The following is a 22,648-nucleotide window of genomic DNA, read 5'->3' as shown; positions in this document are numbered from 1 at the left end:
GCCCAGATTTTTCACCTCTGCTCATTGAAGCTCGCCATCGAATCCGGGCGGCAGGGGCAAAGATATGACGGGGATGCCTTCTTCCAGCAGGGCGTGGGTTTCTTCGGGGCTTGCGCGGCCACGGATGGGGCGTTCGCGGGTTTCACCGTAGTGGATGCGGCGGGCTTCCTCTGCGAAGCGGGCGCCGACATCTTCGGTTTCGCGCATGAGGCGGCGCATGGCTTTCAGTAAAGCGGCCTGCATGGCAGGCAAAGCGGCCCCCTCCGGCCCGCCGCTTGGGCCGCCGCTTGGGCCGCCCTGCCCTGCTGGCGCGCTGCCGCTGCCCAGGTTCAGGCGCGGGGCGCTGGGGAGTTTGTCCACATCGGGCGCGCCGCACAGGGGGCATGTGAGCAGGCCGCTTTGGCGCTGGGCCTGGTAGTCGTCTTCGGAGGCAAACCAGCCTTCAAAGACGTGGCCTTGGTCGCATTGCAAATCAAGCACTTTCATCGCGCTGCCAGTCAAGCGGCCACGCGCCGCTGAGGTAGTTTTGCAGCCAGAGGGCGGCGGCGAGGGTTTTGCTGTCGGTCACGCGGCCCTGGCGGCACCAGTCGAGCAGTTCGGGCACGGTGGCGGTGAAGACGTGCAGGTGTTCACCCGCGTCAAGCTGGCGCGGGCCTGCCGTGAGGCCGCGCGCGAACCAGAGGTGGATGCCCTCGGTGGAGTAGGCGGGCGTGGGGTGCATCAGGCCCGCGCAGGCCCATTCGCGGGCGGTGTATCCGGTTTCTTCGCGCAATTCACGCTGCGCGCAGTGCAGGGGCGGCTCGCCGGGGTCGAGCTTGCCGGCGGGCAGTTCGATGATGGCCTGGCCCAGGGGGTGACGCCATTGGCGCTCCAGCACCACGCGCCAGCCGCCCTGTCCGTCTTCCAGCAGGGCGGCGATGACGGCTGCGCCGGGGTGGCGCACGTATTCGCGGGTGGCCGTGCCGCCGTGCCCGCCGTGTTGGCCGCCCGGCAGGCGCACGGTGTCGCGCTGCACGCGCAGGAAATGGCCTTGCAGCAAAGGCTCGGAGGCCAGCGGCTGCTCACGCAGGGTTTCGTCCCGAAAGTCAGGGCCGGCGGGGAAGAGCGAAGGGGCGGGGGTGCGGTCAGCGTCCACGTTTGAGCAGGTAGCGGTAAACAAAGCCGGGAAAGGCCAGCGTGAGAAAGAGCGCGGCGGTGACGGCGTAGAACTCCCAGTCTTGCGGGTGAATCTGCCCCGCATGGGCTTCCAGCGCCTTGCCAATACCGCCCGTCACGAAGTACCAGAACACCAGCTCCAGCAAACGCAGGCCCAGGCTTTTGCGGCCCGATGGCGCGGGCCAGACGGCCAGCCAGCGCTGGTTGAGAAAAGGCAGGTTGGCGGCCAGTGCCGCCAGGGCGATCAACAGCCAGATGCTTGCGCTTTGACTCATGGCAATGCTTTTTCCCGATATCCGCCGGGGCCAGCCGCCCGGCGCGCGGCGGCGAGCATGCCGCATGTGCGCGCCAGCGTCTGGCGCCACATCGCTTTAATTGCTCTTTGTTCCATAGCATGACCTCCCCGCCGATATTGCGCAAAAGGCCATTTCTGGGCCTTGAATTTGCTCCTGATTTTGAGGTATTTCAGACTTTTCAACAGCCTGCGCAGCAGCTGCAAGGAGCGCCAAGCGCCAGAGGCAAGCAGCGCAGGCGGCGGGCCGGCAGCAGGGCCGCCTCGGCTTTCAGGTATTGAGCATGTGCGCAATGGCGCTGCGGCAGGCTTCCATCAGCGCGCCCGGCAGCAGGCCCAGGCCCAGCACCAGCAGGCCATTGACGGTGAGCACGGCCCGCAGATCGGCCGGGGCGGCAATGGCGGCTTGCGCCTGCGGCCCGGCGGGCGCATCGAAATACATGACCTTGATGACGCGCAGGTAGTAGAAGGCGGCAATCAGCGACATGACGATGGCGAACACGGCCAGCGCAATGTAGGCGCTTTGCCCCGTGCTCACCAGCGCCTGGATGACGCCAAGCTTGGCCTGAAAGCCCACCATCGGCGGAATGCCCGCCAGCGAAAACAGGCAGATGAGCATGATGCCGGCGAACAAGGGGCTGCGCTGGTTCAGGCCCGCGAAGTCGGCGATTTCTTCGCTTTCAAAGCCCTGGCGCGCCAGCAGCATGATCACGCCAAAGCTCACGAGCGTGGTGAGCACGTAGGAGAGCGTGTAGAACATGGCGCTGCTGTAGGCGTTTTCGGCCCCGGCCGGATTGCCGTCCGTCACGCCCGCCATCAGGCCCATGAGCACGAAGCTCATTTGCGCGATGGTGGAGTAGGCCAGCATGCGCTTGAGGTTGGTCTGCGCAATGGCCGCCAGGTTGCCCAGAAGCAGCGAGGCAATGGCCAGCAGCGCCAGCATTTGCTGCCAGTCAAAGGCCAGCGGCAGCAGACCTTCCACCAGCAGGCGGATGGCCATGGCGAAGGCCGCGATCTTGGGAGCCGAGCCGATCATGAGCGTGATGGCCGTAGGCGCGCCCTGGTACACATCAGGCAGCCACATGTGGAAAGGCGCCACGCCGAACTTGAAGGCCAGGCCGGCCACCACGAAAACAAGGCCGAATACCAGCACTTGTTTTTGCGCCGCGCCCGCTTCAATGGCCTGGCGCACGCCGCCGATATCGAGTGTGCCCGTGGCGCCGTAAAGCATGGACAGGCCGTAGAGCAAAAAGCCGGAAGCCAGCGCGCCCAGCACGAAATACTTCATGGCCGCTTCAGTGGCCGTGGCGTCGTCGCGGCGCAGCGCCACAAGCGCGTAGGCCGAGAGGGTCATCAGCTCCAGCCCCAGGTAAATGAGCAGGAAGTTGTTGGCCGAAACCATGACGAACGCGCCCAGCAGCGACAGCAGGCCCATCGAGAAAAGCTCGCCGCCGCGCAGCATGCCCCGGTCGGCCGCGTAAGCGCGGCCATAGACGAAGCAGACGATGGTGGAAAGGGCCGCAAAGCACTTGAGCCAGTTGCTCATGGGATCGCTCACCACCAGGCCGCCAAAGCCATAGACGGTTTTGCCGTCTTGCGCGAAAAACGCCGTCAGCGCAGCCACCACGGCCAGCGTGAGCAGGGACATCAGGTAGGTGGGCGTGCGCAGCCTACCCTTGACCATCAAGTCCATCAGCAGAATCACGCAAGCCATGGCCAGCAGCACGATTTCAGGGTAGATCGCCAGCCAGCTGAGTCGGTCAATCATGTTTGCAGCTCCTCAATTCAGCTTGGATGTGGCAACGTGTTGCAAAAAGTGGGTTACAGAGGCGTCCATGACGTCAGTGAACGGCTTGGGATACAGGCCCATGCCCAGTATGGCGGCCGCCAGCAGGGCCAGCATCAGGCATTCGCGGGCATTGATGTCCTTGAGCTGGCGCACGTGGTCATTGCCGGTGGCGCCCAGATAGACGCGCTTGTACATCCACAGGGTGTAGGAGGCGCCCAGAATCAGCGCCGTGGCAGCGCCCATGCCAATCCAGAAGTTGAATTGCACGGCGCCCAGAATCACCATCCATTCGCCCACGAAGCCCGCCGTGCCCGGCAAACCGCAGTTGGCCATGGAAAACAGCAGGGCGAAGGCGGCAAAGCGCGGCATGGTATTGACGACGCCGCCATAGGCCGCGATTTCGCGCGAGTGCACGCGGTCATACAGCACGCCAATGCCCAGGAACATGGCGGCGGAAACGAACCCGTGCGAAACCATTTGCACCAGGCCGCCCGCCACGCCGAGGTCGTTGAACAGGAAAAAACCCAGGGTGACGAAACCCATGTGCGCCACGGAGGAATAGGCCACGAGCTTTTTCATGTCCTGCTGCACCAGCGCCACCAGGCCCACGTAAATCACGGCCACAAGGGAGAGGGTGATCATCAGCCAGGCCCATTCATGCGCGGCATCAGGCGCGATGGGCATGGAAAAGCGCAAAAAACCATACGCGCCCAGCTTGAGCATGATGGCTGCCAGCACGGCGGAGCCGCCCGTGGGCGCTTCCACGTGCACATCCGGCAGCCAGGTATGCACGGGCCACATGGGCACCTTGACGGCGAAGGCGGCGAACATCGCGAAGAACAGCAGCGTCTGTACCGGCAGGGGCAGGGGTAGCTGGTGCCAGGTTTGAATATCAAAACTGCCGCCCGAACGCCAATACAGATAGACGAAGGCCACCATCGTGAGCAGCGACCCCATCAGGGTGTAGAGGAAGAACTTGAAGGCGGCATAAATCCGGTTGGGCCCGCCCCAGACGCCGATGATGAGATACATCGGAATCAGCGTGGCCTCGAAGAACACGTAAAACAGCAGCCCGTCCAGCGCGGCGAACACGCCAATCATCAGCCCGGACAGGATGAGAAAGGCCGCCATGTACTGATTGACCTTCTTCTGGATGACTTCCCAGCCGGCAATGACGACGATGATGGTGATGAACGCCGTCAACAGCACGAACCACAGAGAGATGCCATCCACGCCGAGGTGGTAATAAATGTTGAAGCGCTCAATCCACGGCGCTTTTTCGACAAACTGCATTTGCGCCGTGCCAGCCTGAAAGCCGGTGTACAGCGGCAGCGTGACCAGAAAGCCCAGGACAGACCCGGCCAGCGCGAGCCAGCGCGCCAGCGAAGCTTGGCTATCGCGCCCCAGCGGCAAGATGACAAGGCCAAAGACGATGAGTGTCCAGATGGCAAGGCTCAACCAACTCATTTCCAACGCTTCCTTTTACTTGTTGAGCCAGACAAAGAACGTCATGAACACGAAAACACCCAGAATCATCCAGAGGGCGTAGTGGTAGAGATAGCCCGTCTGCACACGGCGCACCAGGGCCGAAATCCGGCCGACCAGCTTCCAGGAGCCATTGACCACCGCGCCATCAATCAGCGCGCGGTCGCCCCCCAGCCATAGCCCCGTGCCAATCACACGGCCGCCACGGGCAAAAATGTTTTCGTAAATCCAGTCCATGAAATATTTGTTTTCCAGAAACTGGTAAATGCCCGCGCTCATGAAGAACCGCTTGAGCGCCGCTGGCAGCGCCGGATTGACCATGTACATGTACCAAGCTGATGCCGCACCCGCCACGGCCAACCAGAACGGCCAGGAAACAAAGCCATGCAAAGCCATGCTGACAGCGCCATGAATATGTTCGGACAGCTCGGCCATCGCGCCGTGGCGCATGACATCGACAAAAATGACATCGCTGAAATACGGGCCAAACAGCAGCGGCATGAGCGTGAAAAAGCCGATGAAAATGGAAGGTATGGCCAGCATGACCAGCGGCACCCAGACGACCCAGGGCGACTCGTGCGGTTTGGCATCATGACCGTGGCCATGATGATCATCATGGTGGTGGATTTCCGGGTTCTGGTCATACCGCTCCTTGCCCCAGAAGACGAGGAAATAAAGACGGAATGAATAGAAAGAAGTGACAAACACGCCCGCCAGCACGGCGAAATAGCCAAAGCCTGCCCCCCAGACATGGCTGGCGCCTACTGCTTCAATAATGGCGTCCTTGGAATAAAAGCCCGAGAAAAAAGGCGTGCCAACCAGAGCCAGCGTGCCGATCAGCAGAGTCCAGTGCGTCACAGGCATGTATTTGCGCACGCCGCCCATCCAGCGCATATCCTGGTTATGGTGCATACCCATAATGACCGAACCAGCTGCCAGAAACAGCAGCGCCTTGAAAAACGCATGCGTCATCAGGTGAAACACAGCCACGGAATAAGCCGAAGCGCCCAACGCGACTGTCATATAGCCTAGCTGCGACAACGTGGAATACGCCACCACGCGTTTGATGTCATTCTGAATAATGCCCAGAAAGCCCATGAACAACGCCGTAATGCCGCCAATAACCATAATGAAACTCAAGGCGGCATCCGACAGCTCATACAGCGGCGACATGCGCGTCACCATGAAAATGCCTGCCGTCACCATGGTGGCCGCGTGAATCAGCGCGGAAATAGGCGTGGGGCCTTCCATGGAATCCGGCAGCCACACGTGCAGTGGAAACTGCGCGCTCTTGCCCATTGCGCCAATAAACAGGCAAATGCAGATAACCGTCACCAGCATCCAGTCCGTGCCCGGCATCGTCTGGGCCGCCAGCTCGCGGGCATGGGTGAATATTTCGGTGTAGTTGAGGGTATTGGTATAAGCTGCAATCAGGCCGATTCCCAGGATAAAGCCGAAATCGCCCACGCGGTTTACCAAAAACGCCTTCATATTGGCGAAAATGGCTGTTGGCTTGTTGAACCAGAAACCGATCAGCAAATAAGACACCAGCCCCACAGCTTCCCAGCCGAAAAACAGCTGGAGCATGTTGTTGCTCATCACCAGCATCAACATGGAAAAAGTGAATAGCGAGATATAAGAGAAAAAGCGGTTGTAGCCCGCGTCTTCATCCATATAGCCAATGGTATATACGTGCACCATGAGCGATACAAAGGTGACAACGCACATCATCATGGCCGTAAGACCATCGACCATGAAGCCCACTTCCATTTTCAGTCCGCCCACAACCATCCACTCATAAATGGTCTGGTTGAATCGCGCGCCATCCAGCGCCACGCTTTTGAGCGTGCAGGCGGAAATAAGGAAGGCAATAAAAACACCCAGAATGGTTGCCGTATGCGAAGCGCGACGGCCAATGACGTTGCCGCCGAAGGCTGTACCCAAAATACCGGCAGCCAGGCACCCAGCCAAAGGCACAAGCGGAACGGCCAGCAGAGCCGCAGTGGAAAGGGTCTGACTCATGATGCGTTTACCCTTTCAATTCATTGAGTTCATCTACATTAATGCTGGATCGATTGCGGAACAGCAGCATCAAAATAGCCAGGCCAATGGCCGATTCAGCAGCGGCCACCGTGAGGATGAAAAAAACAAACACCTGCCCGTGCATATCACCCAGATAATGCGAAAAAGCCACGAAATTCAGATTGACAGCCAGCAGCATCAGCTCGATGGCCATGAGCAGCACAATCAGATTCTTGCGGTTGAGAAAAATGCCGACGATAGCTATCGCAAACAGAATTGCGCCCAATGTCAGGCAATGCGCCAATGTCATCGTTTCGTCTCCTCGGCTGGAGCAGCCGCCTCCTCCACTGCCGGAGCCGCCTGCGTCGCCTGCATGGAAACGACGACCAAACGGTCTGCCGCTTTGGCACGCACCTGAATGGAAGGATCAATTTTCTTGGTAGTCTTGCGTTCGCGCAGCGTGAGCGCAATGGCGGCGATCATGGCCACCAGCAAAATGACTGCGGCAATCTGCACCGGGTACAGGTATTGCGTGTATAGCAGTCCGCCCAGCATCTTGCTATTGCCTGCGTTCACGCCAGCCAGTACTGCCTGCATTTCAGGCGCTTGCGCCGCGCTAAAGCCGCCTTTAAGGACAGCCGCCATTTCAAGCGTAATCACGGCACCTACGCCCAACGCCAGCGGAAAATGCTTCCAAAAACCTTGCCGTGCACTGTCAATATTGATGTCCAGCATCATCACGACAAAAAGGAACAGCACCATCACCGCGCCCAGATAAACCAGCACCAGCGTGATGGCAAGAAATTCGGCTTTCAGCAGCAGCCAGATTCCTGCAGCTTGCGAAAACGCCAGCATCAGAAAAAGCACGGCATGCACGGGGTTGCGCGCCGTCACCACCCTGAATGCTGAAAACAGCAGCACGGCAGAAAACAGATAGAAAAAACCAGCCTGGATGTCCATGAATCGTGCCTGTGAATCAGCGATATTTGGCATCAGCGGCCTTCGCGGCAGCGATGTCTTTTTCGTACCGGTCACCCACGGCCAGCAGCATTTCCTTGGTGAAATAAAGATCGCCGCGCTTTTCGCCGTGGTATTCAAAAATCTGGGTTTCGACAATGGAATCGGTTGGGCAGCTTTCCTCGCAGAAACCGCAGAAGATGCATTTGGTCAGATCAATGTCATAGCGCGTGGTGCGGCGCGTGCCATCTTCCCGCCGGGTGGACTCGATAGTGATGGCCATCGCCGGACAGATAGCCTCGCACAATTTGCAGGCAATGCAGCGTTCCTCGCCATTTTCGTAACGGCGCAAGGCATGCAGGCCGCGAAAACGCGGTGACAGCGGCGTTTTTTCTTCCGGAAACATCACCGTGACTTTGCGGCGGAAAGCGTAACGCCCCGTCAAAGCCATGCCTTTGAGCAATTCCAGGAGCATAAAGCTCTTGAAAAAGTCCTTGATCGAAAAAGGAGTTGCAACAGGATTCATATTCGCGCTCCGGTGTTCAGAGCCAGAGATTCAGCGGCGTATGCATCCAGACGCCAATGACCAATAACCAAACGAGTGTGACGGGAATAAACACCTTCCATCCCAAGCGCATGATCTGGTCATAACGGAATCGAGGGAAAGTGGCGCGAATCCAAATAAACATGGTCAGCACGATGGCTGTCTTGACGCCCAGCCAAATCCACCCAGGAATCCATGTGAACGGTGCGAAATCAGCCGGCGGCAGCCACCCACCCAAAAACATGATGACTGCCAATATGGAAACCAGCCACATGGCGGCATATTCGCCCAGGAAAAATACCGCAAAACCCATGCCCGAATATTCGACCATATGACCTGCGACAATCTCGGCTTCGCCTTCCACCACATCGAATGGGTGCCGATTGGTTTCAGCTACCATGGAAATCAGATACACCACGAACATCGGAATGAGCGGGAGCCAGTTCCATGACAGGAAGGTGCCGGCAAAAATACCGCCAAAGGCCACGCCTTCCGCCTGCTTCATGACAATGTCAGTCAAATTCATGCTGCCAGACACCATGAGCACGGCTAGAAAGCAAAAGCCCATGGCAATCTCATAGCTGATCATCTGGGCCGAAGCACGCAAAGCGCCCAAAAAAGCGTATTTCGAGTTGGAAGACCACCCCGCGATAATCACGCCATAAATCTCAATCGAAGTGATGGCCATAACCAGCAGCAGCCCCGCATTCACATCGGCCAACGCCACATGAGGCGCGAATGGAATGGCTGACCAGGCTGCAAGAGCAGGCATGATGGCCATCAGCGGCCCCATGATGAACAACCCCTTGGCGGAAGCCGTTGGCTGAATAATCTCCTTAGTCAGCAACTTAATGCCATCAGCAGCCGGTTGCAGCAGACCCCAGGGCCCCACGCGGTTAGGCCCGTGCCGCGCTTGCATCCAGCCCAGCAACTTGCGCTCCCACAGGGTGGTGTAGGCCACAGCAATCATCAATGGAGCAATAATTGCGATGATTTTCAGCAGGGTCCAAACAATGGGCCATGCGGCATGCACCCACCATTGGCCTGCAAACAGGTGCAATCCAAAATCGTGCAGCGCATCAATCATGCCGCCACTCCTTGCTCACCCTGCGATCTGTATTCGCGCGCATCCGTTGTCTGCTGAAGCGCAGGCGCGCGCCGCACAATGCCATCCAGCTCGTAGATTCCCCAATCACGGGGCACATTGACAGCTTTTTCCACTGTGATGGACGCTTGCGTTGCGTTGCTCAACGAGCTGGCGGGCAGCATGGAAATACCTGAGCCACCCAACGCGTGCGCCAATACTTCTTGCGAGGAATTGAAAACAGGCTGCGCCAATCCCAGCATATCGCCAAGCACGCGCAGCACCTTCCATGCCGGTCGCGTGTCGCCCAACGGCTTGACCACGGCATGAAAACTCTGCACGCGGCCTTCAGCATTCACGAACGTTCCCGATGTTTCGGAAAAAGGCGCAATGGGCAGCAGCACATCGCTGACATCCATGTTGGCTTTGAATGGGCTGAACGTAACCACCATGCCGTTGCCTTCCATTTCAACCGGAGCAGTTGCATCCATCGCAGGCTCAGTATTGAGCAGCAGCAATGCCTTGAGGCCGCCTGCGAGCATTTGTCCAGCATTCAGCCCATTCTGGCCCGGCAATGCCTTCACCCACTGCGCGCCAACCGTATTGGCAGCTTCCGTCAAATAACCAACGCTGGCTCCCGTCTGGCAGCCCAGCCACTGGCACAAAGCCAGCAGGCTGCTGGCCTGTGGATGATGCGCCGCCGCATTGCCCAGCAAAATCGCCTGAGTGCCGCCCGAAAGCAAAGCCTTGGCAATGGACATCGCCAAATCCGGAATATCAGCAAACGCTTCAACCGGAGCGGGCACATCTTTTTCAGCCGCCACTGCCTGTGCAACCGCAGCCAGCGCCTGGCACCAATCGGCTGGATCAAGCAGAAACTGATTTTGGACGGGCATGGCCCAAGCATCCGCATCACGCAGCAAATTGCGCGATGTAATCGCCGAAACGACTGCGCCATGCCGCACTGATTGGCGAATTCGCTGTGCAAACAAGGGATGGTCCTTGCGCAGGTTTGACCCCACAATCAGCGCCCCCTGCAAACTGGAGAGAGACTCAACTGTCGTGCCAAGCCACCGAATGCCCTCAGGCTGGTCAAATTCAGTATGGCGAAGGCGATAGTCGATATTTTCACTACCCAAGCCCCGCACCAATTGAGCTGCGAGATACAACTCCTCCAGTGTGCTGTGCGGACTCACCAAAGCGCCAATTTTGTCCGTCCCAAATTCCGCCTTGATGTCATTCAGGCCATTGGCCACATACTCAAGAGCGGTTTGCCAATCCACTTCCTGCCATTGCCCGCCCTGCTTGAGCATTGGCTTGGTCAGGCGATCCTCGCCATTCAACGCCTCATAAGAAAAACGGTCACGATCCGCAATCCAACATTCATTGACAGCTTCATTTTCAAATGGAACAACGCGCATGACCTTGTTGTTCTTGACCTGCACAATCAGGTTCGCGCCAGTTGAATCATGCGGACTGACGCTTTTTCGCCGAGACAATTCCCACGTGCGGGCACTGAAACGGAAGGGCTTGCTGGTGAGCGCGCCGACTGGACAAACATCAATCATGTTGCCCGACAGTTCAGAATCCACGCTATGGCCAATGAATGTTTCAATTGCGGAAAATTCGCCACGATTCGCCATGCCGAATTCCATTGAGCCGCCAATTTCCTGCCCAAAACGCACACAACGCGTACAATGAATACAGCGCGTCATTTCCTGCATGGATATCAGCGGCCCCACGTCCTTGGGTTTGACCACGCGCTTTTCTTCTTCATAACGCGTGCCCGACATGCCATAACCCACAGCCAAATCCTGCAACTGACATTCTCCGCCCTGATCACAAACCGGACAATCCAGCGGATGATTGATCAGGAGAAACTCCATTACCGATTTTTGCGCTGAGATAGCTTTGGCACTGTGAGTGCGCACCACCATGCCTTGCGTAACAGGCGTTGCGCAAGCAGGCACCGGTTTAGGCGCTTTTTCCACGTCCACCAGGCACATGCGGCAACTGGCTACGATGGATAGCTTTTTGTGATAACAAAAATGGGGAATATACATGCCAGCTTTGTCAGCAGCATGAATAACCATGCTTCCCTCAGCTATTTCGACCTTCTTGCCATCAATTTCAATTTCAACCATGACGTTCGCGCCTTTCAGACATAGGACGAGACCGTGCAGGTCTTATGTTCAACGTGATATTCAAATTCAGGACGGAAATGCTTCAGCATGGCTCGCACAGGCATGGCGGCTGCATCGCCTAGCGCACAAATCGTGCGTCCCATGATGTTTCCAGCTACCGAATCGAGCAAATCCATATCTGCTGGACGGCCTTTGCCATTTTCAATGCGATCAACCACTCGCCATAGCCAGCCCGTCCCTTCTCGACAAGGCGTGCACTGGCCGCAAGATTCATGCATATAAAAATAAGACAAACGCTGAAGAGATTTAACCATGCAGCGCGTATCATCCATCACGATAACTGCACCAGAACCCAACATGGAGCCTGCTTTTGCAATGGAGTCATAATCCATTGTGCAATCCATAATGATGGAAGCAGGCAGGACAGGCGATGAAGAGCCGCCGGGAATGACCGCCTTAAGCTGCCGTCCACTGCGAACACCGCCTGCCAACTCCAGCAAGACAGAAAAAGGCGTTCCGAGTGGAATTTCATAATTTCCGGGGCGCTCCACATCACCACTTACGGAAAAGATCTTGGTGCCTCCATTATTGGGTTTCCCGCATTCAAGATAAGCCTGTCCACCATTACGGATGATCCAGGGAACAGCAGAAAATGTTTCCGTGTTATTGATGATGGTTGGCCTGCCATACAGGCCGAAGCTTGCTGGAAATGGCGGCTTGAAGCGAGGCTGCCCTTTCTTTCCTTCTATGGATTCAAGCAGCGCTGTTTCTTCCCCGCAAATATAAGCGCCGAAACCATGATGCGCATTCAGCTCAAAACTGAAGTTGCTGTCCATAATATTTTGGCCAATATAGCCGGCCTCGCGCGCCTCTTGCAAAGCCGCCTGGAATCTTTCATAAACCTGAAAGATTTCTCCGTGAATATAATTGTATCCACGGGAAGCGCCAATTGCAAAAGCTCCGATAGCCATCCCTTCAATAACAATATGAGGGTTATGCATCAGAATTTCACGATCCTTGCAGGTTCCAGGCTCGCCTTCGTCAGAGTTGCAAACCAGAAACTTGTCGCCCGGAAACTGCCGTGGCATGAAGCTCCATTTGAGGCCAGTCGGGAAACCCGCGCCGCCACGGCCACGCAAGCCTGACTCTTTGATGATGGCAATGATCTGATCCTGCGTCAGACCTTCGCCGCCATCTTTGCCAAGAACTTTGCGCAGGGCCTGATACCCTCCACGCGCCTCGTAATCCTTGAGACTCCAATTGTTGCCATTCAACCCCGCATAAATCTGGGGATTGATATGACGGCCATGAAAACAGGTCTTTTCGCCCGAAGACTGAAACTGAGAGAGAAACTGAGCGACATCTTTCATGCGGCGTCTCCATTTTCAGCCGCGCGCAGACCATCAACAAGCTGATCCAGTCTATCGCTTTCCATGAAGCTGCACATGGTGCGGTCATTAACCAGCATGACAGGCGCGTCAGCACAAGCCCCCAGACATTCGCATTGCTGAAGGGTAAATAAGCCGTCAGGCGTGGTTTCTCCGACCGAAATGCCGAGTTTCCGTTCCAAATGTGCCAACGCCTTCGCGCCATTGCGCAATACGCAAGGCAGATTCGTGCAGACATTCAATTTGTACTTTCCAACAGCATGTTGGTTGTACATATTGTAGAAAGTCGTCACTTCATGCACTGCCATCGGCGGCATTTCAAGATATTCGGCGATTGCCTTTTCGCTCTCAGGACTGACCCATCCCCGCTCCTGCTGGATGATGGAAAGACAGGCCATGACGGCAGACTGTTTCTGACCCGCTGGATATTTCGCAACTTCACGATCAAACCGCATGCGAGTAGCCTCTGACAGAGGCGTTGCGGTAATGGATGCGACACGTGTATTCATCGGTCGATCTCCCCAAACACGATATCCAACGTGCCAATAATCGCCACTGCGTCAGCCAGCATATGGCCTTTAACCAGTTCATTAAAGGCCGACAGGTGCGCAAACCCCGGCGCGCGAATCTTCATGCGATAGGGCTTATTGGCACCATCGCTCACCATGTAGATGCCAAACTCCCCTTTTGGGTGCTCCACCGCAGCATAAGCTTCACCTTCGGGCACATGCATGCCCTCGGTAAACAATTTGAAATGGTGAATCAGATCTTCCATGCCGAACTTCATGCGCTCACGCGGAGGCGGGGCCACCTTGTAGTTCTGCACAATAACCGGACCTGGATTGGCGCGCAGCCAATCCACGCATTGCCTGATAATCCTGTTGGACTCGCGCATTTCCTGCACGCGAACGAGGTAACGGTCGTAACTGTCGCCCGTTTTTCCAACAGGAATATCAAAATCTACCTTGTCATAAACATCATATGGCTGCTTCTTGCGCAAATCCCACGCAACACCAGAACCGCGCAGCATAGGTCCCGTCAGCCCCATATTCAAGGCGCGGTCTGCATCAACGACTCCAATGCCGACCGTCCGCTGTTTCCATATCCGATTATCCGTCAGCAGCGTTTCATATTCATCCACATAAACAGGAAAACGCTTGGTGAAGTCTTCTATAAAGTCGAGCAGCGACCCTTGGCGATTGGCGTTGAGCGCCTCCAGCGACTTGGCGTTACGCACTTTGCTCGCCTTGTATTGCGGCATGGAATCCGGCAAGTCACGATACACGCCGCCTGGCCGGAAATAAGCCGCGTGCATACGCGCACCCGAAACGGCCTCATACATATCAAACAGATCTTCTCGCTCGCGGAAGGCGTAAATCAGGATCGTTGAAGAGCCGCAGTCGTTGCCATGCGAGCCGAGCCACATCAAGTGATTCAGGATTCGCGTAATCTCGGCAAACATTACGCGAATATATTGCGCACGAATAGGCACCTCAATACCCAACAGCTTTTCAACTGCCAGACAATAGGCATGCTCATTGCACATCATGGACACATAATCGAGCCGATCCATGTATGGCAATGCCTGAATGAAGGTCTTGTGTTCAGCCAGTTTCTCCGTTGCGCGATGCAGCAGGCCAATATGCGGATCAGCGCGTTCCACCACTTCGCCGTCCAGCTCCAGCACCAATCGCAACACCCCGTGCGCCGCCGGGTGCTGAGGGCCGAAATTCAGCGTGTAATTCTTGATTTCCGCCATTTACCGCATGCCTCCGTATGATTCTTCACGGATGACTCGAGGCGTAATTTCACGCAGCTCAATTGAAACCGGCTCATAAACTACGCGCTGACGATCGGCGTCGTAACGCATTTCCACATGCCCCGTCAAAGGGAAATCTTTGCGGAATGGATGCCCAACGAAACCATAATCAGTCAAGATGCGGCGCAGGTCACCGTGCCCGTCGAACATGATTCCATATAGATCGAACGCTTCCCGCTCATACCAATTGGCCGAGCTCCAGATACCCGTGACCGTAGGCAGCACCGGAAAGTCATCGTCTTCGCAAAACACGCGCAAGCGCACACGCTGGTTGTGGCTTACAGACAGCAAGTGCAGTATCACGGCGAAGCGCGCTCCCTCCCAGCGCCCATCTCCGTAAGCAGACATATCCATGCCGCACAAATCAATCATCTGCTCAAAGCGGCAATCAGGCGCATCCCGCAAAATCTGGGCGGCCTGTAAATAGGATGAGGCAGGCACAAGCGCCGTCACTTCGCCAAGCGCCACGTTCACACTACTCGCCAATCCATCCAGAGCAAGAGCTATCTTGTCCCGCAAGACGTCAGGCGCAATGGCGTAACTCACTGTTTCTGTCAGCATGAAATCACGCCCTCGCAATCGTGTTGGTGCGCCGCACCTTTTGCTGCAATTGGATGATTCCGTATATCAATGCCTCGGCCGTCGGCGGACATCCGGGCACATACACATCCACTGGAACGATGCGGTCGCAGCCACGCACCACTGAATAGCTGTAGTGGTAATAGCCTCCGCCATTGGCACATGAACCCATGGAAAGCACCCAGCGCGGCTCGGCCATTTGGTCATATACCTTGCGCAAGGCTGGCGCCATTTTGTTGCAGAGCGTACCCGCAACAATCATCAGATCCGACTGACGCGGCGACGCACGAAATACTTCTGCGCCAAAACGCGCTATGTCATAGCGCGCCGTGGCGGCGTGCATCATTTCCACCGCGCAACAGGCCAGACCAAAAGTCATAGGCCAAAGCGAGCCTGTTTTGGCCCAATTCATCACCGCGTCAAAATTCGTGGTGATGAAGTTTTTCTCCATCATCCCTTCAATCATGCTGCCATCCTTGCCAGACTGCCGACATTGCCATCACTCCCAATCCAGGGCGCCTTTCTTCCATTCATAAACGAATCCGACAACCAGAATCGCCAGGAAGACAAGAACAGCAATGAATCCTGGCAAGCCCACATCGCGCAGGGCTACCGCCCACGGAAAGAGAAAGGCGATTTCCAGGTCGAACAGAATGAACAGGATGGCTACGAGGTAATAACGCACATCAAATTTCATGCGCGCATCCTCAAAGACATCAAAGCCGCACTCGTAAGGAGAGTTCTTGGCAGCGTCAGGGCGATTGGGGCCGAAAAAGGCTCCCATTCCCAGACACAGCGCGCCAACGAGCAAACCGATCAGAATAAAGACCAGAACAGGAAAATACTGAGCCAGACTCATTGCGCATTCATCGTCAGGAACCGGGATGCGCTGGGAACTCGCTCCCGGTGTTTTTTGTTTGGTGCCGTCGGCGAGACTCGAACTCGCACAGCTTTCGCCACTACCCCCTCAAGATAGCGTGTCTACCAATTTCACCACGACGGCTGATTGTTGCTTGCTTTCACTTGCTGCGTTTTTTTGTGACCTTTGTTCAGCCCGTGAAGCAAGACGGGAATTCTATCTGGAAAAAATCGCCTTACGGCAGAGCAAGGTTTTTAATTTTTGGGCGCCTGCTCGGCGGCATCGCCTGCCTTCTTGCCCGCCTCCGGCTTGACTTCTCCCTGATTGGCATCAGCCGGTTTGCCCTCGTTCTGAGGCGTTGCATGCGACGCAGCCGCCCCGGCGGGGATGGCTGCCGCTGCGTCCGGCTGAACGGTCTCAGGGGCCTTTACTCCCTCCAGCACGCTGCCGCCAGATGCTTCAACGCGCGGGCTGAAACCGTAGTAAGACAGCAGCAGCGTGCTGGCCAGAAAAACCGTTGCCAGTACGGCCGTGCTGCGCGAGAGAAAGTTGGCGCTGCCGCTAGCGCCAAACAGGCTGCCGGAACTGCCGCTGCCAAAGGCGGCCCCCATGTCAGCGCCCTTGCCGTGCTGCACCAGGATGAGACCCACCATGCCCAAGGCAGACAGAATTTGTGCCACCAGCACGAGGTTCATGACAAAGCTCATTCGTTCACTCCAATGTATTTTTTGATGTAGCCAAGCGCTCGATTAGCTGGCCGTCTCAATGATTTTCAGAAAGTCCCGCGCCTTGAGGCTCGCGCCGCCGATCAATCCGCCGTCAATGTCAGGCTGGGCCAGCAGCTCGGCTGCATTGCCTGCATTCATGCTGCCGCCATAGAGGATGCGCACACCCGCCGCTTGCAAATCGGCGGCGGCCAGCAAGGCGCGCAATGCAGCATGTACCGCCTGCGCCTGCTCAGGCGTTGCGGTTCTGCCTGTGCCAATGGCCCAGACAGGCTCATAAGCCACCACCAGATCAGTCAGGCGTTCGCCGTTCAGCTGAATCACCGCCGAAAGCTGGCGGCCGACCACGGATTCGGTTTCTCCCTGCTCGCGCTCTTGCAGGGTTTCACCCACGCAGACGATGGGCGTAAGGCCCGCCGCCAGCGCGCATTGCGCTTTGACTGCCACTTGCGCGTCGGTTTCGCCCTGGTACTGGCGGCGCTCGCTATGGCCCACGATGACATAGCGCGCGCCCAGCTCTTTCAGCATGGCCGCCGATACGTCACCCGTATAGGCGCCACTTTCGTGCTGCGACACGTCTTGCGCGCCCAGCGCAATGCCACCCTGCCCTGCCAAAAGCAGCTGCACCTGCGCCAAATAAACGGCAGGCACGCACACGGCCACATCGCATGCCGGTTGCCCGATGCCTGCCAGCAACTCACCCATCAGAGCTGCATTGGCAGCCAGGCTGCCGTTCATCTTCCAGTTGCCTGCAATCAGTTTTTTCCGGCCCATGACATCAGCTCCAGGTCAGAATGATCTTGCCCACGTGCGCGCCGCTTTCCATCAGCGCATGGGCGCGGGCTGCGCCGCTGGGCCATTCATCCGCGCCTTGCAGCGCCGGAAAAGTGGCGTGAACCACGGGTCGGATGGCGCCGCTTTCCAGCAGCGGCCATACCTTTTCGCGCAGCGCCCTGGCAATGGCCGCCTTGAAGGCCACGGGGCGGGCGCGCAGCGTGTTGCCCGTCACGGTCAGGCGCTTGACCAGCAGGCGCCCCGCGTTGAAACCGCTTTTCACGCCGCCTTGCACCGCAATGATGGCCAGGCGGCCGTCTTCGGCCATGCATTCCACCTCGCGCTGCACGTAATCGCCCGCCACCATATCCAGAATGACGTCCACGCCTTTGCCATTGGTGAGCTTTTTGGCTTCTTCGGCAAAGTCAGCGGTCTTGTAATTGATGGCGTGATCAGCGCCCAGCTCGCAGGCTTTCGCGCACTTCTCGTCAGAGCCGCAGGTCACGATGACGGTCGCGCCCAGCGCCTTGCCCAGCTGAATGGCCGTCACGCCGATACCACTGGCGCCGCCTTGCACGAGCAGGGTTTCTCCCGGCTGCAACCGCGCACGGTCAAACACGTTGCTCCACACGGTGAAGAAGGTTTCCGGCAGTGCGGCAGCCTGCACGTCAGTCAGCCCCTTAGGGATAGGCAAACATTGCGCCACCGGGGCCACGCAATATTCGGCATAGCCGCCGCCCGCCACCAGGGCGCATACCCGGTCGCCCACCGCCAGCCCGCATTCCGCCAGCGCGGCGGCATCGCCCGCTTCAATCACGCCCGCCACCTCCAGCCCCGGCAGGTCAGACGCGCCGGGCGGCGGCGGATAGTGTCCTTGCCGCTGAACCACGTCAGGCCGGTTCACGCCTGAAGCTGCCACGCGAATCAGCGCCTCGCCCGCGCCCGCCTGCGGCACAGGCCGCTCGGCAGGCGCCAGCACGGCAGGGCCGCCGTTTTCCCTGATTTCAATGCATTTCATCATTCAAAACCGGCTTGGGTCCTCGTGAAACAAGGCTGGAGCGCTCTCTTTTTGATAGCCATCATTCAGCCGCTGGCTGGCGTTCTTCGCGCGCCGGGCGTTCCAGCAGGGCTTTCATCGACAGCTTGATGCGGCCCTTGTCGTCGGTTTCCAGCACCTTCACGCGCACCACCTGGCCTTCTTGCAGGTAGTCGCTCACCTTTTCCACGCGCTCATGGGCAATCTGGCTGATGTGCAGCAGGCCGTCCTTGCCGGGCAGGATGTTCACCAGCGCGCCAAAGTCCAGAATCTTGGTCACGGGGCCTTCATAAACCTGCCCCACTTCCGCCTCGGCAGTGATTTCCTCAATGCGGCGGCGCGCCTCTTCAGCCTTGGCGGCGTCATTGCTGGCAATGGTGATCACGCCGTCTTCGGCAATGTCTATGGTGGTGCCCGTTTCTTCCGTGAGCTGGCGGATGGTCGCGCCGCCCTTGCCGATCACGTCGCGGATTTTTTCCGGGTTGATCTTCATGGTGTAGAGCTTGGGCGCGTAGCTGCTGATCTCGGCCTTGGCCTCGCCCAACGCTTCCTGCATCTTGCCCAGAATGTGCATGCGCGCTTCCTTGGCCTGCGCCAGCGCCACTTGCATGATTTCCTTGGTGATGCCCTGAATCTTGATGTCCATCTGCAAGGCCGTGATGCCGCCTGTCGTGCCCGCCACCTTGAAGTCCATGTCGCCCAGGTGATCTTCGTCGCCCAGAATGTCGGTCAGCACGGCAAAGCGGTTGCCTTCCTTGATCAGGCCCATCGCAATGCCGGCCACATGCGCCTTCATGGGCACGCCCGCATCCATCAGGCTCAGACAGCCGCCGCACACGGAAGCCATGGATGAAGAACCATTGGATTCGGTGATCTCGCTCACCACGCGGATGGTGTAGGGAAACTCATCCTTGCCGGGCAGCAGCGGCACCAGGGCGCGCTTGGCCAGGCGGCCGTGGCCGATTTCGCGCCGCTTGGTGCTGCCCATGCGGCCCGCCTCGCCCGTGGCAAAGGGCGGCATGTTGTAGTGGAAGATGAAGCGGTCTTCAAACTCGCCCGCCAGCGCGTCAATGCGCTGCGCGTCGCGCTCGGTGCCCAGCGTGGTCACCACCAGCGCCTGCGTTTCGCCGCGCGTGAACAGGGCCGAGCCATGCGTGCGCGGCAGCACGCTGCTGCGGATTTCGATGGGGCGCACGGTGCGCGTGTCGCGCCCGTCAATGCGCGGCTCGCCCGCCAGAATCTGCCCGCGAACAATGGCCGCCTCCAGCTCGAACAGCTGGTTGTCCACCTTCACTTCGTCAAACTCCGCGCCCTCTTCGGCCAAAGCGGCCTTGACGGCGGCATACGCCTCGCGCAGGGCCTGCGTGCGGGCCTGCTTGCTGCGAATCTGGTAGGCCGCGCGCAGTTTTTCTTCGGCCAGCGCTTTAACTTTGGCCATGAAGGCTTCGTCCCGGGCTTCCGGCGCCCAGGTGCCGTCTTCGGCCCACAGGGGCTTGCCCGCTTCGCGCACCAAATCGTGAATGGCCTCAATGGCAATCTTGCCCTGCTCGTGGCCGAACACCACCGCGCCCAGCATCACATCTTCAGAAAGCTGATCGGCTTCCGACTCCACCATCAGCACAGCCGATTCCGTGCCCGCCACCACCAGGTCCAGCTGGCTGTTCTTGCGCGCCGTGGGGCCGGGGTTGAGCACGTATTCGCCATTGACGTAGCCCACGCGCGCCGCGCCAATGGGGCCGTTGAAGGGAATGCCGCTCACCGACAGCGCCGCGCTCACGGCGATCATGGCGGCAATATCCGCATCCACCTCCGGGTTCAGCGACAGCGTGTGCACCACCACGTGCACTTCATTGAAAAAGCCTTCCGGAAACAGCGGGCGGATGGGCCGGTCAATCAGGCGGCTGGTCAGCGTTTCCAGCTCGCTGGGCTTGGCTTCACGCTTGAAAAAGCTGCCGGGAATCTTGCCCGCCGCGTAGGTTTTCTCGATGTAGTCCACCGTCAGCGGGAAAAAGTCCTGTCCCGGCTTGGCCTGCTTGCTGGCGGCCACCGTGGCCAGCACCACGGTGTCGTCTATGTTCACCAGCACCGCGCCCGTGGCCTGGCGGGCGATTTCGCCCGTTTCCATTACCACGGTTTTGTCGCCCCACTGGAAGGTCTTGGTGACTTTGTTGAAAAGGCTCATGTTTGCTCCTTGTTTGATAGCTGCCCGCGCTTGTTTTGCGGGCGCTGGAGCCGGTTTTTCTCAAGACGCGATGCCATTCCAGAACCCGGCCCGCCAGCCAAACCGGCAGGGCCTGCAAACTTTTTTGGGTTTTGGAATGACACAGCCTCGCCTGTGAAACGCCGCGCTCCGGGGTTGAAAAAACACAAAAACGCCTGGGCCAGCAAAGGCGTCAGGCGTTTTGGCGTGCATGGCGGCTTACTTGCGCAGGCCGAGTTTCTGAATCAGGGCCAGATAGCGGTCGGCATCGCGGCCCTTGAGGTAGTCCAGCAGCTTGCGGCGGCGGCTGACCATGCGCAGCAGGCCACGGCGGCCGTGGTGGTCTTTGGCGTGCTGCTTGAAGTGGGGCATCAGCTCGTTGATGCGGGCCGTCAGCAGGGCCACCTGCACTTCGGGGCTGCCGGTGTCGCCAGCCTTGCGGGCGTTGTCCTTGACCACGGCGGCCTTGTTCTCTTTGGAGATCATTGCTTGAATCCTTGCGTTCCAAATGGTTTGACTTGCGCCACGCGCCGGAACTGCACGCGGCGTGCGTTTTGCGACATGCAAAACCGGCGGATTGTATGGCATCGCCCCTGTCTGGTCCTGCCTGAAAAAAGGCTCAAGAAGCTGCGCTTTCGCTGAAAGGCGGCAAGCGCAGGCGCCCTCTTGCGGGCGCACTCTTTTTTTCAGGCGCGCCGCAGGGTAAAGCGCTCAAAGCCCGCGCCAAGCTGGCGGATTTGCTCTGGCGTGAGCGTCCAGGCGGGAGCGGCGGGGGTGCGGCATTCCTGCACGGCCCAGCAAGTCACGCCGCTGGCGCGCAGTTCGTCAGCCAGGGCCAGCAATTCGCTGGCGCTGAACAGGCCCGGGGGCCAGGTGGTGCGGCATTCAAAGTCGATGCCGCTGTCCGCCAGCGCGCGCAGAGCCTGCCGGGGACGGCCGGCGCTGCCGGGGGTGGCGGTGATGGCGTCGTGCCGGTGCGCGGGGGCCTTGATGTCCAGCCCCACCCAGTCCAGCTGCGGCAGCAGCGCGGCCAGGCGCTGCGGGTACATGCCGGCGGTGTGCAGGGCCGTTTGCATGCCCAGCGCGCGCACGGCGGCAAGGGCGTCGGCAAGAGCAGTCTGCAAGGTGGGTTCGCCGCCGGAGAAGACCACGCCGTCCAGCAGGCCGCGCCGCCGGTGCAAAAAGGCCAGCGCGTCCGGCCACGGCAGGGCGGGCGGCGTGGCGGCGTCCAGCAGCTCCGTGTTGTGGCAGTAGGTGCAGCGCCACGGACAGCCCTGGCAGTAGAGAACGGCGGCCAGGCGGCCCGGAAAGTCGATGGTGGTCAGCGGCGTGAGGCCGCCCAGGCGCAGGGGCTTGCCGCTTTCCGCCGCAGGGCGGGCAGTCTCTGACGGCAGGCTGGCAGGTGTTTTCACATCAAAAAGAGGAGCGAATTCAGGCATCTCAAATGCCATGATGTCCTAGAACATATTGAAAAGCATGCTATTGATGAAGGAGCAAATTCGCGACATGGCCGTAATGACCATCGCCATTCCCGCGCGGGCGGGAATGGCGGCTCTGAAGCAGCCGCTCAGGCGCAACGGCTCAGCGCGGCAGGTTCCGCAAAGAAGCGCCGCTCGGCGTGCTCGCCCTGTTTGCCGATGTTGAAGCTGGCAACGGGGCGGTGGTAGCCCATCACGCGCGTCCAGACTTCGCAGGGCTGGCGCTCTTCGTCGGTGAGTTGCACGGCGTCGACGGCAGGCGCCGCAACCGGCCGGATGGCGATGGTTTTGCTCATGGAAAGCTCCTTTCGGGTGGTT

Annotated in this window: 25 protein-coding genes and 1 tRNA gene; all 26 read right to left on the bottom strand. The window is 58.6% G+C overall.

Annotated elements, in window-relative coordinates; translation table 11 throughout:
• Positions 1 to 21: 21 nt before the first annotated feature.
• Positions 22 to 486 carry a DUF1178 family protein gene (locus tag ADJ79_RS09590; protein ID WP_050715763.1) on the bottom strand — a complete coding sequence of 155 codons (465 nt, stop codon included), beginning with the start codon at positions 484 to 486 and terminating at the stop codon, positions 22 to 24.
• Positions 473 to 1,069, bottom strand: a complete 597-nt coding sequence (locus ADJ79_RS09585; protein WP_050716555.1) for an NUDIX domain-containing protein — start codon at positions 1,067 to 1,069, stop codon at positions 473 to 475. The genes ADJ79_RS09590 and ADJ79_RS09585 overlap by 14 nt, the downstream gene beginning before the upstream one ends.
• 55 nt (positions 1,070 to 1,124) lie before the next feature.
• The gene (locus ADJ79_RS09580) at positions 1,125 to 1,430 is read right to left on the bottom strand and encodes a DUF2818 family protein (RefSeq protein ID WP_050715762.1); all 306 of its coding nucleotides are present in this window, start codon (positions 1,428 to 1,430) and stop codon (positions 1,125 to 1,127) included.
• Positions 1,427 to 1,654 carry a hypothetical protein gene (locus tag ADJ79_RS14365; RefSeq protein WP_156304122.1) on the bottom strand — a complete coding sequence of 76 codons (228 nt, stop codon included), beginning with the start codon at positions 1,652 to 1,654 and terminating at the stop codon, positions 1,427 to 1,429. Before ADJ79_RS14365 ends, ADJ79_RS09580 begins: the two co-directional genes overlap by 4 nt.
• 64 nt (positions 1,655 to 1,718) lie before the next feature.
• A complete protein-coding gene (gene nuoN, locus ADJ79_RS09575) occupies positions 1,719 to 3,215 on the bottom strand; it encodes an NADH-quinone oxidoreductase subunit NuoN (protein WP_050715761.1) in 1,497 nt (498 codons plus the stop codon).
• Positions 3,216 to 3,227: 12 nt separating this feature from the next.
• On the bottom strand, positions 3,228 to 4,703 hold the full coding sequence (locus tag ADJ79_RS09570; protein WP_050715760.1) for an NADH-quinone oxidoreductase subunit M: 1,476 nt from the start codon (positions 4,701 to 4,703) through the stop codon (positions 3,228 to 3,230).
• 15 nt (positions 4,704 to 4,718) lie between these two features.
• Complete coding sequence (gene nuoL / locus ADJ79_RS09565) at positions 4,719 to 6,743, bottom strand: NADH-quinone oxidoreductase subunit L (RefSeq protein ID WP_050715759.1); 2,025 nt, start codon at positions 6,741 to 6,743, stop codon at positions 4,719 to 4,721.
• A 7-nt stretch (positions 6,744 to 6,750) separates the two neighbouring features.
• Positions 6,751 to 7,053, bottom strand: a complete 303-nt coding sequence (gene nuoK / locus ADJ79_RS09560; protein WP_050715758.1) for an NADH-quinone oxidoreductase subunit NuoK — start codon at positions 7,051 to 7,053, stop codon at positions 6,751 to 6,753.
• A complete protein-coding gene (locus ADJ79_RS09555; RefSeq protein WP_050715757.1) occupies positions 7,050 to 7,703 on the bottom strand; it encodes an NADH-quinone oxidoreductase subunit J in 654 nt (217 codons plus the stop codon). The genes nuoK and ADJ79_RS09555 overlap by 4 nt, the downstream gene beginning before the upstream one ends.
• A gap of 16 nt (positions 7,704 to 7,719) precedes the next feature.
• Positions 7,720 to 8,226: an NADH-quinone oxidoreductase subunit NuoI gene (gene nuoI / locus ADJ79_RS09550; RefSeq protein ID WP_050715756.1), complete on the bottom strand. Its 507-nt coding sequence runs from the start codon at positions 8,224 to 8,226 to the stop codon at positions 7,720 to 7,722.
• A gap of 16 nt (positions 8,227 to 8,242) precedes the next feature.
• A complete protein-coding gene (nuoH, locus tag ADJ79_RS09545; protein WP_050715755.1) occupies positions 8,243 to 9,331 on the bottom strand; it encodes an NADH-quinone oxidoreductase subunit NuoH in 1,089 nt (362 codons plus the stop codon).
• Entirely contained in the window at positions 9,328 to 11,472 is a 2,145-nt protein-coding gene (nuoG, locus tag ADJ79_RS09540; protein ID WP_050715754.1) for an NADH-quinone oxidoreductase subunit NuoG, read from the bottom strand. Before nuoG ends, nuoH begins: the two co-directional genes overlap by 4 nt.
• A gap of 14 nt (positions 11,473 to 11,486) precedes the next feature.
• The gene (gene nuoF / locus ADJ79_RS13295; protein WP_082203243.1) at positions 11,487 to 12,842 is read right to left on the bottom strand and encodes an NADH-quinone oxidoreductase subunit NuoF; all 1,356 of its coding nucleotides are present in this window, start codon (positions 12,840 to 12,842) and stop codon (positions 11,487 to 11,489) included.
• Complete coding sequence (nuoE, locus tag ADJ79_RS09530; RefSeq protein ID WP_050715752.1) at positions 12,839 to 13,369, bottom strand: NADH-quinone oxidoreductase subunit NuoE; 531 nt, start codon at positions 13,367 to 13,369, stop codon at positions 12,839 to 12,841. Before nuoE ends, nuoF begins: the two co-directional genes overlap by 4 nt.
• Positions 13,366 to 14,619 carry an NADH-quinone oxidoreductase subunit D gene (locus tag ADJ79_RS09525; protein ID WP_050715751.1) on the bottom strand — a complete coding sequence of 418 codons (1,254 nt, stop codon included), beginning with the start codon at positions 14,617 to 14,619 and terminating at the stop codon, positions 13,366 to 13,368. Before ADJ79_RS09525 ends, nuoE begins: the two co-directional genes overlap by 4 nt.
• The gene (locus tag ADJ79_RS09520) at positions 14,620 to 15,240 is read right to left on the bottom strand and encodes an NADH-quinone oxidoreductase subunit C (protein ID WP_050715750.1); all 621 of its coding nucleotides are present in this window, start codon (positions 15,238 to 15,240) and stop codon (positions 14,620 to 14,622) included. It abuts the gene before it with no gap.
• A gap of 4 nt (positions 15,241 to 15,244) precedes the next feature.
• Entirely contained in the window at positions 15,245 to 15,724 is a 480-nt protein-coding gene (locus ADJ79_RS09515; RefSeq protein ID WP_050715749.1) for an NADH-quinone oxidoreductase subunit B family protein, read from the bottom strand.
• A gap of 33 nt (positions 15,725 to 15,757) precedes the next feature.
• Entirely contained in the window at positions 15,758 to 16,117 is a 360-nt protein-coding gene (locus tag ADJ79_RS09510; RefSeq protein ID WP_050715748.1) for an NADH-quinone oxidoreductase subunit A, read from the bottom strand.
• Positions 16,118 to 16,176: 59 nt separating this feature from the next.
• A tRNA-Leu gene (locus tag ADJ79_RS09505) sits at positions 16,177 to 16,261 on the bottom strand.
• A 110-nt stretch (positions 16,262 to 16,371) separates the two neighbouring features.
• Positions 16,372 to 16,824 (bottom strand): preprotein translocase subunit SecG, encoded by a 453-nt coding sequence (gene secG / locus ADJ79_RS09500; RefSeq protein ID WP_050715747.1) that lies wholly within the window; start codon positions 16,822 to 16,824, stop codon positions 16,372 to 16,374.
• Positions 16,825 to 16,866: 42 nt separating this feature from the next.
• Positions 16,867 to 17,616 carry a triose-phosphate isomerase gene (gene tpiA, locus ADJ79_RS09495; RefSeq protein WP_050715746.1) on the bottom strand — a complete coding sequence of 250 codons (750 nt, stop codon included), beginning with the start codon at positions 17,614 to 17,616 and terminating at the stop codon, positions 16,867 to 16,869.
• A gap of 4 nt (positions 17,617 to 17,620) precedes the next feature.
• Positions 17,621 to 18,634 carry an NAD(P)H-quinone oxidoreductase gene (locus ADJ79_RS09490; protein WP_050716554.1) on the bottom strand — a complete coding sequence of 338 codons (1,014 nt, stop codon included), beginning with the start codon at positions 18,632 to 18,634 and terminating at the stop codon, positions 17,621 to 17,623.
• A gap of 61 nt (positions 18,635 to 18,695) precedes the next feature.
• Positions 18,696 to 20,834: a polyribonucleotide nucleotidyltransferase gene (gene pnp, locus ADJ79_RS09485; protein ID WP_050715745.1), complete on the bottom strand. Its 2,139-nt coding sequence runs from the start codon at positions 20,832 to 20,834 to the stop codon at positions 18,696 to 18,698.
• A gap of 237 nt (positions 20,835 to 21,071) precedes the next feature.
• The gene (gene rpsO / locus ADJ79_RS09480) at positions 21,072 to 21,338 is read right to left on the bottom strand and encodes a 30S ribosomal protein S15 (protein ID WP_050715744.1); all 267 of its coding nucleotides are present in this window, start codon (positions 21,336 to 21,338) and stop codon (positions 21,072 to 21,074) included.
• Positions 21,339 to 21,538: 200 nt separating this feature from the next.
• On the bottom strand, positions 21,539 to 22,291 hold the full coding sequence (locus tag ADJ79_RS09475) for an anaerobic ribonucleoside-triphosphate reductase activating protein (RefSeq protein WP_082203393.1): 753 nt from the start codon (positions 22,289 to 22,291) through the stop codon (positions 21,539 to 21,541).
• 128 nt (positions 22,292 to 22,419) lie between these two features.
• A complete protein-coding gene (gene nrdD / locus ADJ79_RS09470) occupies positions 22,420 to 22,626 on the bottom strand; it encodes an anaerobic ribonucleoside-triphosphate reductase (protein ID WP_050715743.1) in 207 nt (68 codons plus the stop codon).
• Positions 22,627 to 22,648: the final 22 nt, after the last annotated feature.

Source organism: Ottowia sp. oral taxon 894 (genome assembly GCF_001262075.1).
Taxonomy (GTDB): Bacteria; Pseudomonadota; Gammaproteobacteria; order Burkholderiales; family Burkholderiaceae_C; genus Ottowia; species Ottowia massiliensis.
Note: the sequence above shows the minus strand (reverse complement) of the source record. Positions and strands in the feature narration are given on the sequence as shown.

What these genes read in the sequence shown, in the direction of transcription:
- pnp (WP_050715745.1), bottom strand. Translation starts at nt 20,834, where the DNA reads ATGAGCCTTTTCAACAAAGTCACCAAGACCTTCCAGTGGGGCGACAAA.
- ADJ79_RS09555 (WP_050715757.1), bottom strand. Translation starts at nt 7,703, where the DNA reads ATGGACATCCAGGCTGGTTTTTTCTATCTGTTTTCTGCCGTGCTGCTG.
- tpiA (WP_050715746.1), bottom strand. Translation starts at nt 17,616, where the DNA reads ATGGGCCGGAAAAAACTGATTGCAGGCAACTGGAAGATGAACGGCAGC.
- rpsO (WP_050715744.1), bottom strand. Translation starts at nt 21,338, where the DNA reads ATGATCTCCAAAGAGAACAAGGCCGCCGTGGTCAAGGACAACGCCCGC.
- nuoN (WP_050715761.1), bottom strand. Translation starts at nt 3,215, where the DNA reads ATGATTGACCGACTCAGCTGGCTGGCGATCTACCCTGAAATCGTGCTG.
- ADJ79_RS09520 (WP_050715750.1), bottom strand. Translation starts at nt 15,240, where the DNA reads ATGCTGACAGAAACAGTGAGTTACGCCATTGCGCCTGACGTCTTGCGG.
- nuoK (WP_050715758.1), bottom strand. Translation starts at nt 7,053, where the DNA reads ATGACATTGGCGCATTGCCTGACATTGGGCGCAATTCTGTTTGCGATA.
- nrdD (WP_050715743.1), bottom strand. Translation starts at nt 22,626, where the DNA reads ATGAGCAAAACCATCGCCATCCGGCCGGTTGCGGCGCCTGCCGTCGAC.
- nuoE (WP_050715752.1), bottom strand. Translation starts at nt 13,369, where the DNA reads ATGAATACACGTGTCGCATCCATTACCGCAACGCCTCTGTCAGAGGCT.
- secG (WP_050715747.1), bottom strand. Translation starts at nt 16,824, where the DNA reads ATGAGCTTTGTCATGAACCTCGTGCTGGTGGCACAAATTCTGTCTGCC.
- nuoI (WP_050715756.1), bottom strand. Translation starts at nt 8,226, where the DNA reads ATGAATCCTGTTGCAACTCCTTTTTCGATCAAGGACTTTTTCAAGAGC.
- ADJ79_RS09515 (WP_050715749.1), bottom strand. Translation starts at nt 15,724, where the DNA reads ATGATTGAAGGGATGATGGAGAAAAACTTCATCACCACGAATTTTGAC.
- ADJ79_RS09570 (WP_050715760.1), bottom strand. Translation starts at nt 4,703, where the DNA reads ATGAGTTGGTTGAGCCTTGCCATCTGGACACTCATCGTCTTTGGCCTT.
- ADJ79_RS09590 (WP_050715763.1), bottom strand. Translation starts at nt 486, where the DNA reads ATGAAAGTGCTTGATTTGCAATGCGACCAAGGCCACGTCTTTGAAGGC.
- ADJ79_RS09510 (WP_050715748.1), bottom strand. Translation starts at nt 16,117, where the DNA reads ATGAGTCTGGCTCAGTATTTTCCTGTTCTGGTCTTTATTCTGATCGGT.
- nuoH (WP_050715755.1), bottom strand. Translation starts at nt 9,331, where the DNA reads ATGATTGATGCGCTGCACGATTTTGGATTGCACCTGTTTGCAGGCCAA.
- nuoG (WP_050715754.1), bottom strand. Translation starts at nt 11,472, where the DNA reads ATGGTTGAAATTGAAATTGATGGCAAGAAGGTCGAAATAGCTGAGGGA.
- nuoF (WP_082203243.1), bottom strand. Translation starts at nt 12,842, where the DNA reads ATGAAAGATGTCGCTCAGTTTCTCTCTCAGTTTCAGTCTTCGGGCGAA.
- ADJ79_RS09490 (WP_050716554.1), bottom strand. Translation starts at nt 18,634, where the DNA reads ATGAAATGCATTGAAATCAGGGAAAACGGCGGCCCTGCCGTGCTGGCG.
- nuoL (WP_050715759.1), bottom strand. Translation starts at nt 6,743, where the DNA reads ATGAGTCAGACCCTTTCCACTGCGGCTCTGCTGGCCGTTCCGCTTGTG.
- ADJ79_RS09475 (WP_082203393.1), bottom strand. Translation starts at nt 22,291, where the DNA reads ATGCCTGAATTCGCTCCTCTTTTTGATGTGAAAACACCTGCCAGCCTG.
- ADJ79_RS09525 (WP_050715751.1), bottom strand. Translation starts at nt 14,619, where the DNA reads ATGGCGGAAATCAAGAATTACACGCTGAATTTCGGCCCTCAGCACCCG.
- ADJ79_RS09580 (WP_050715762.1), bottom strand. Translation starts at nt 1,430, where the DNA reads ATGAGTCAAAGCGCAAGCATCTGGCTGTTGATCGCCCTGGCGGCACTG.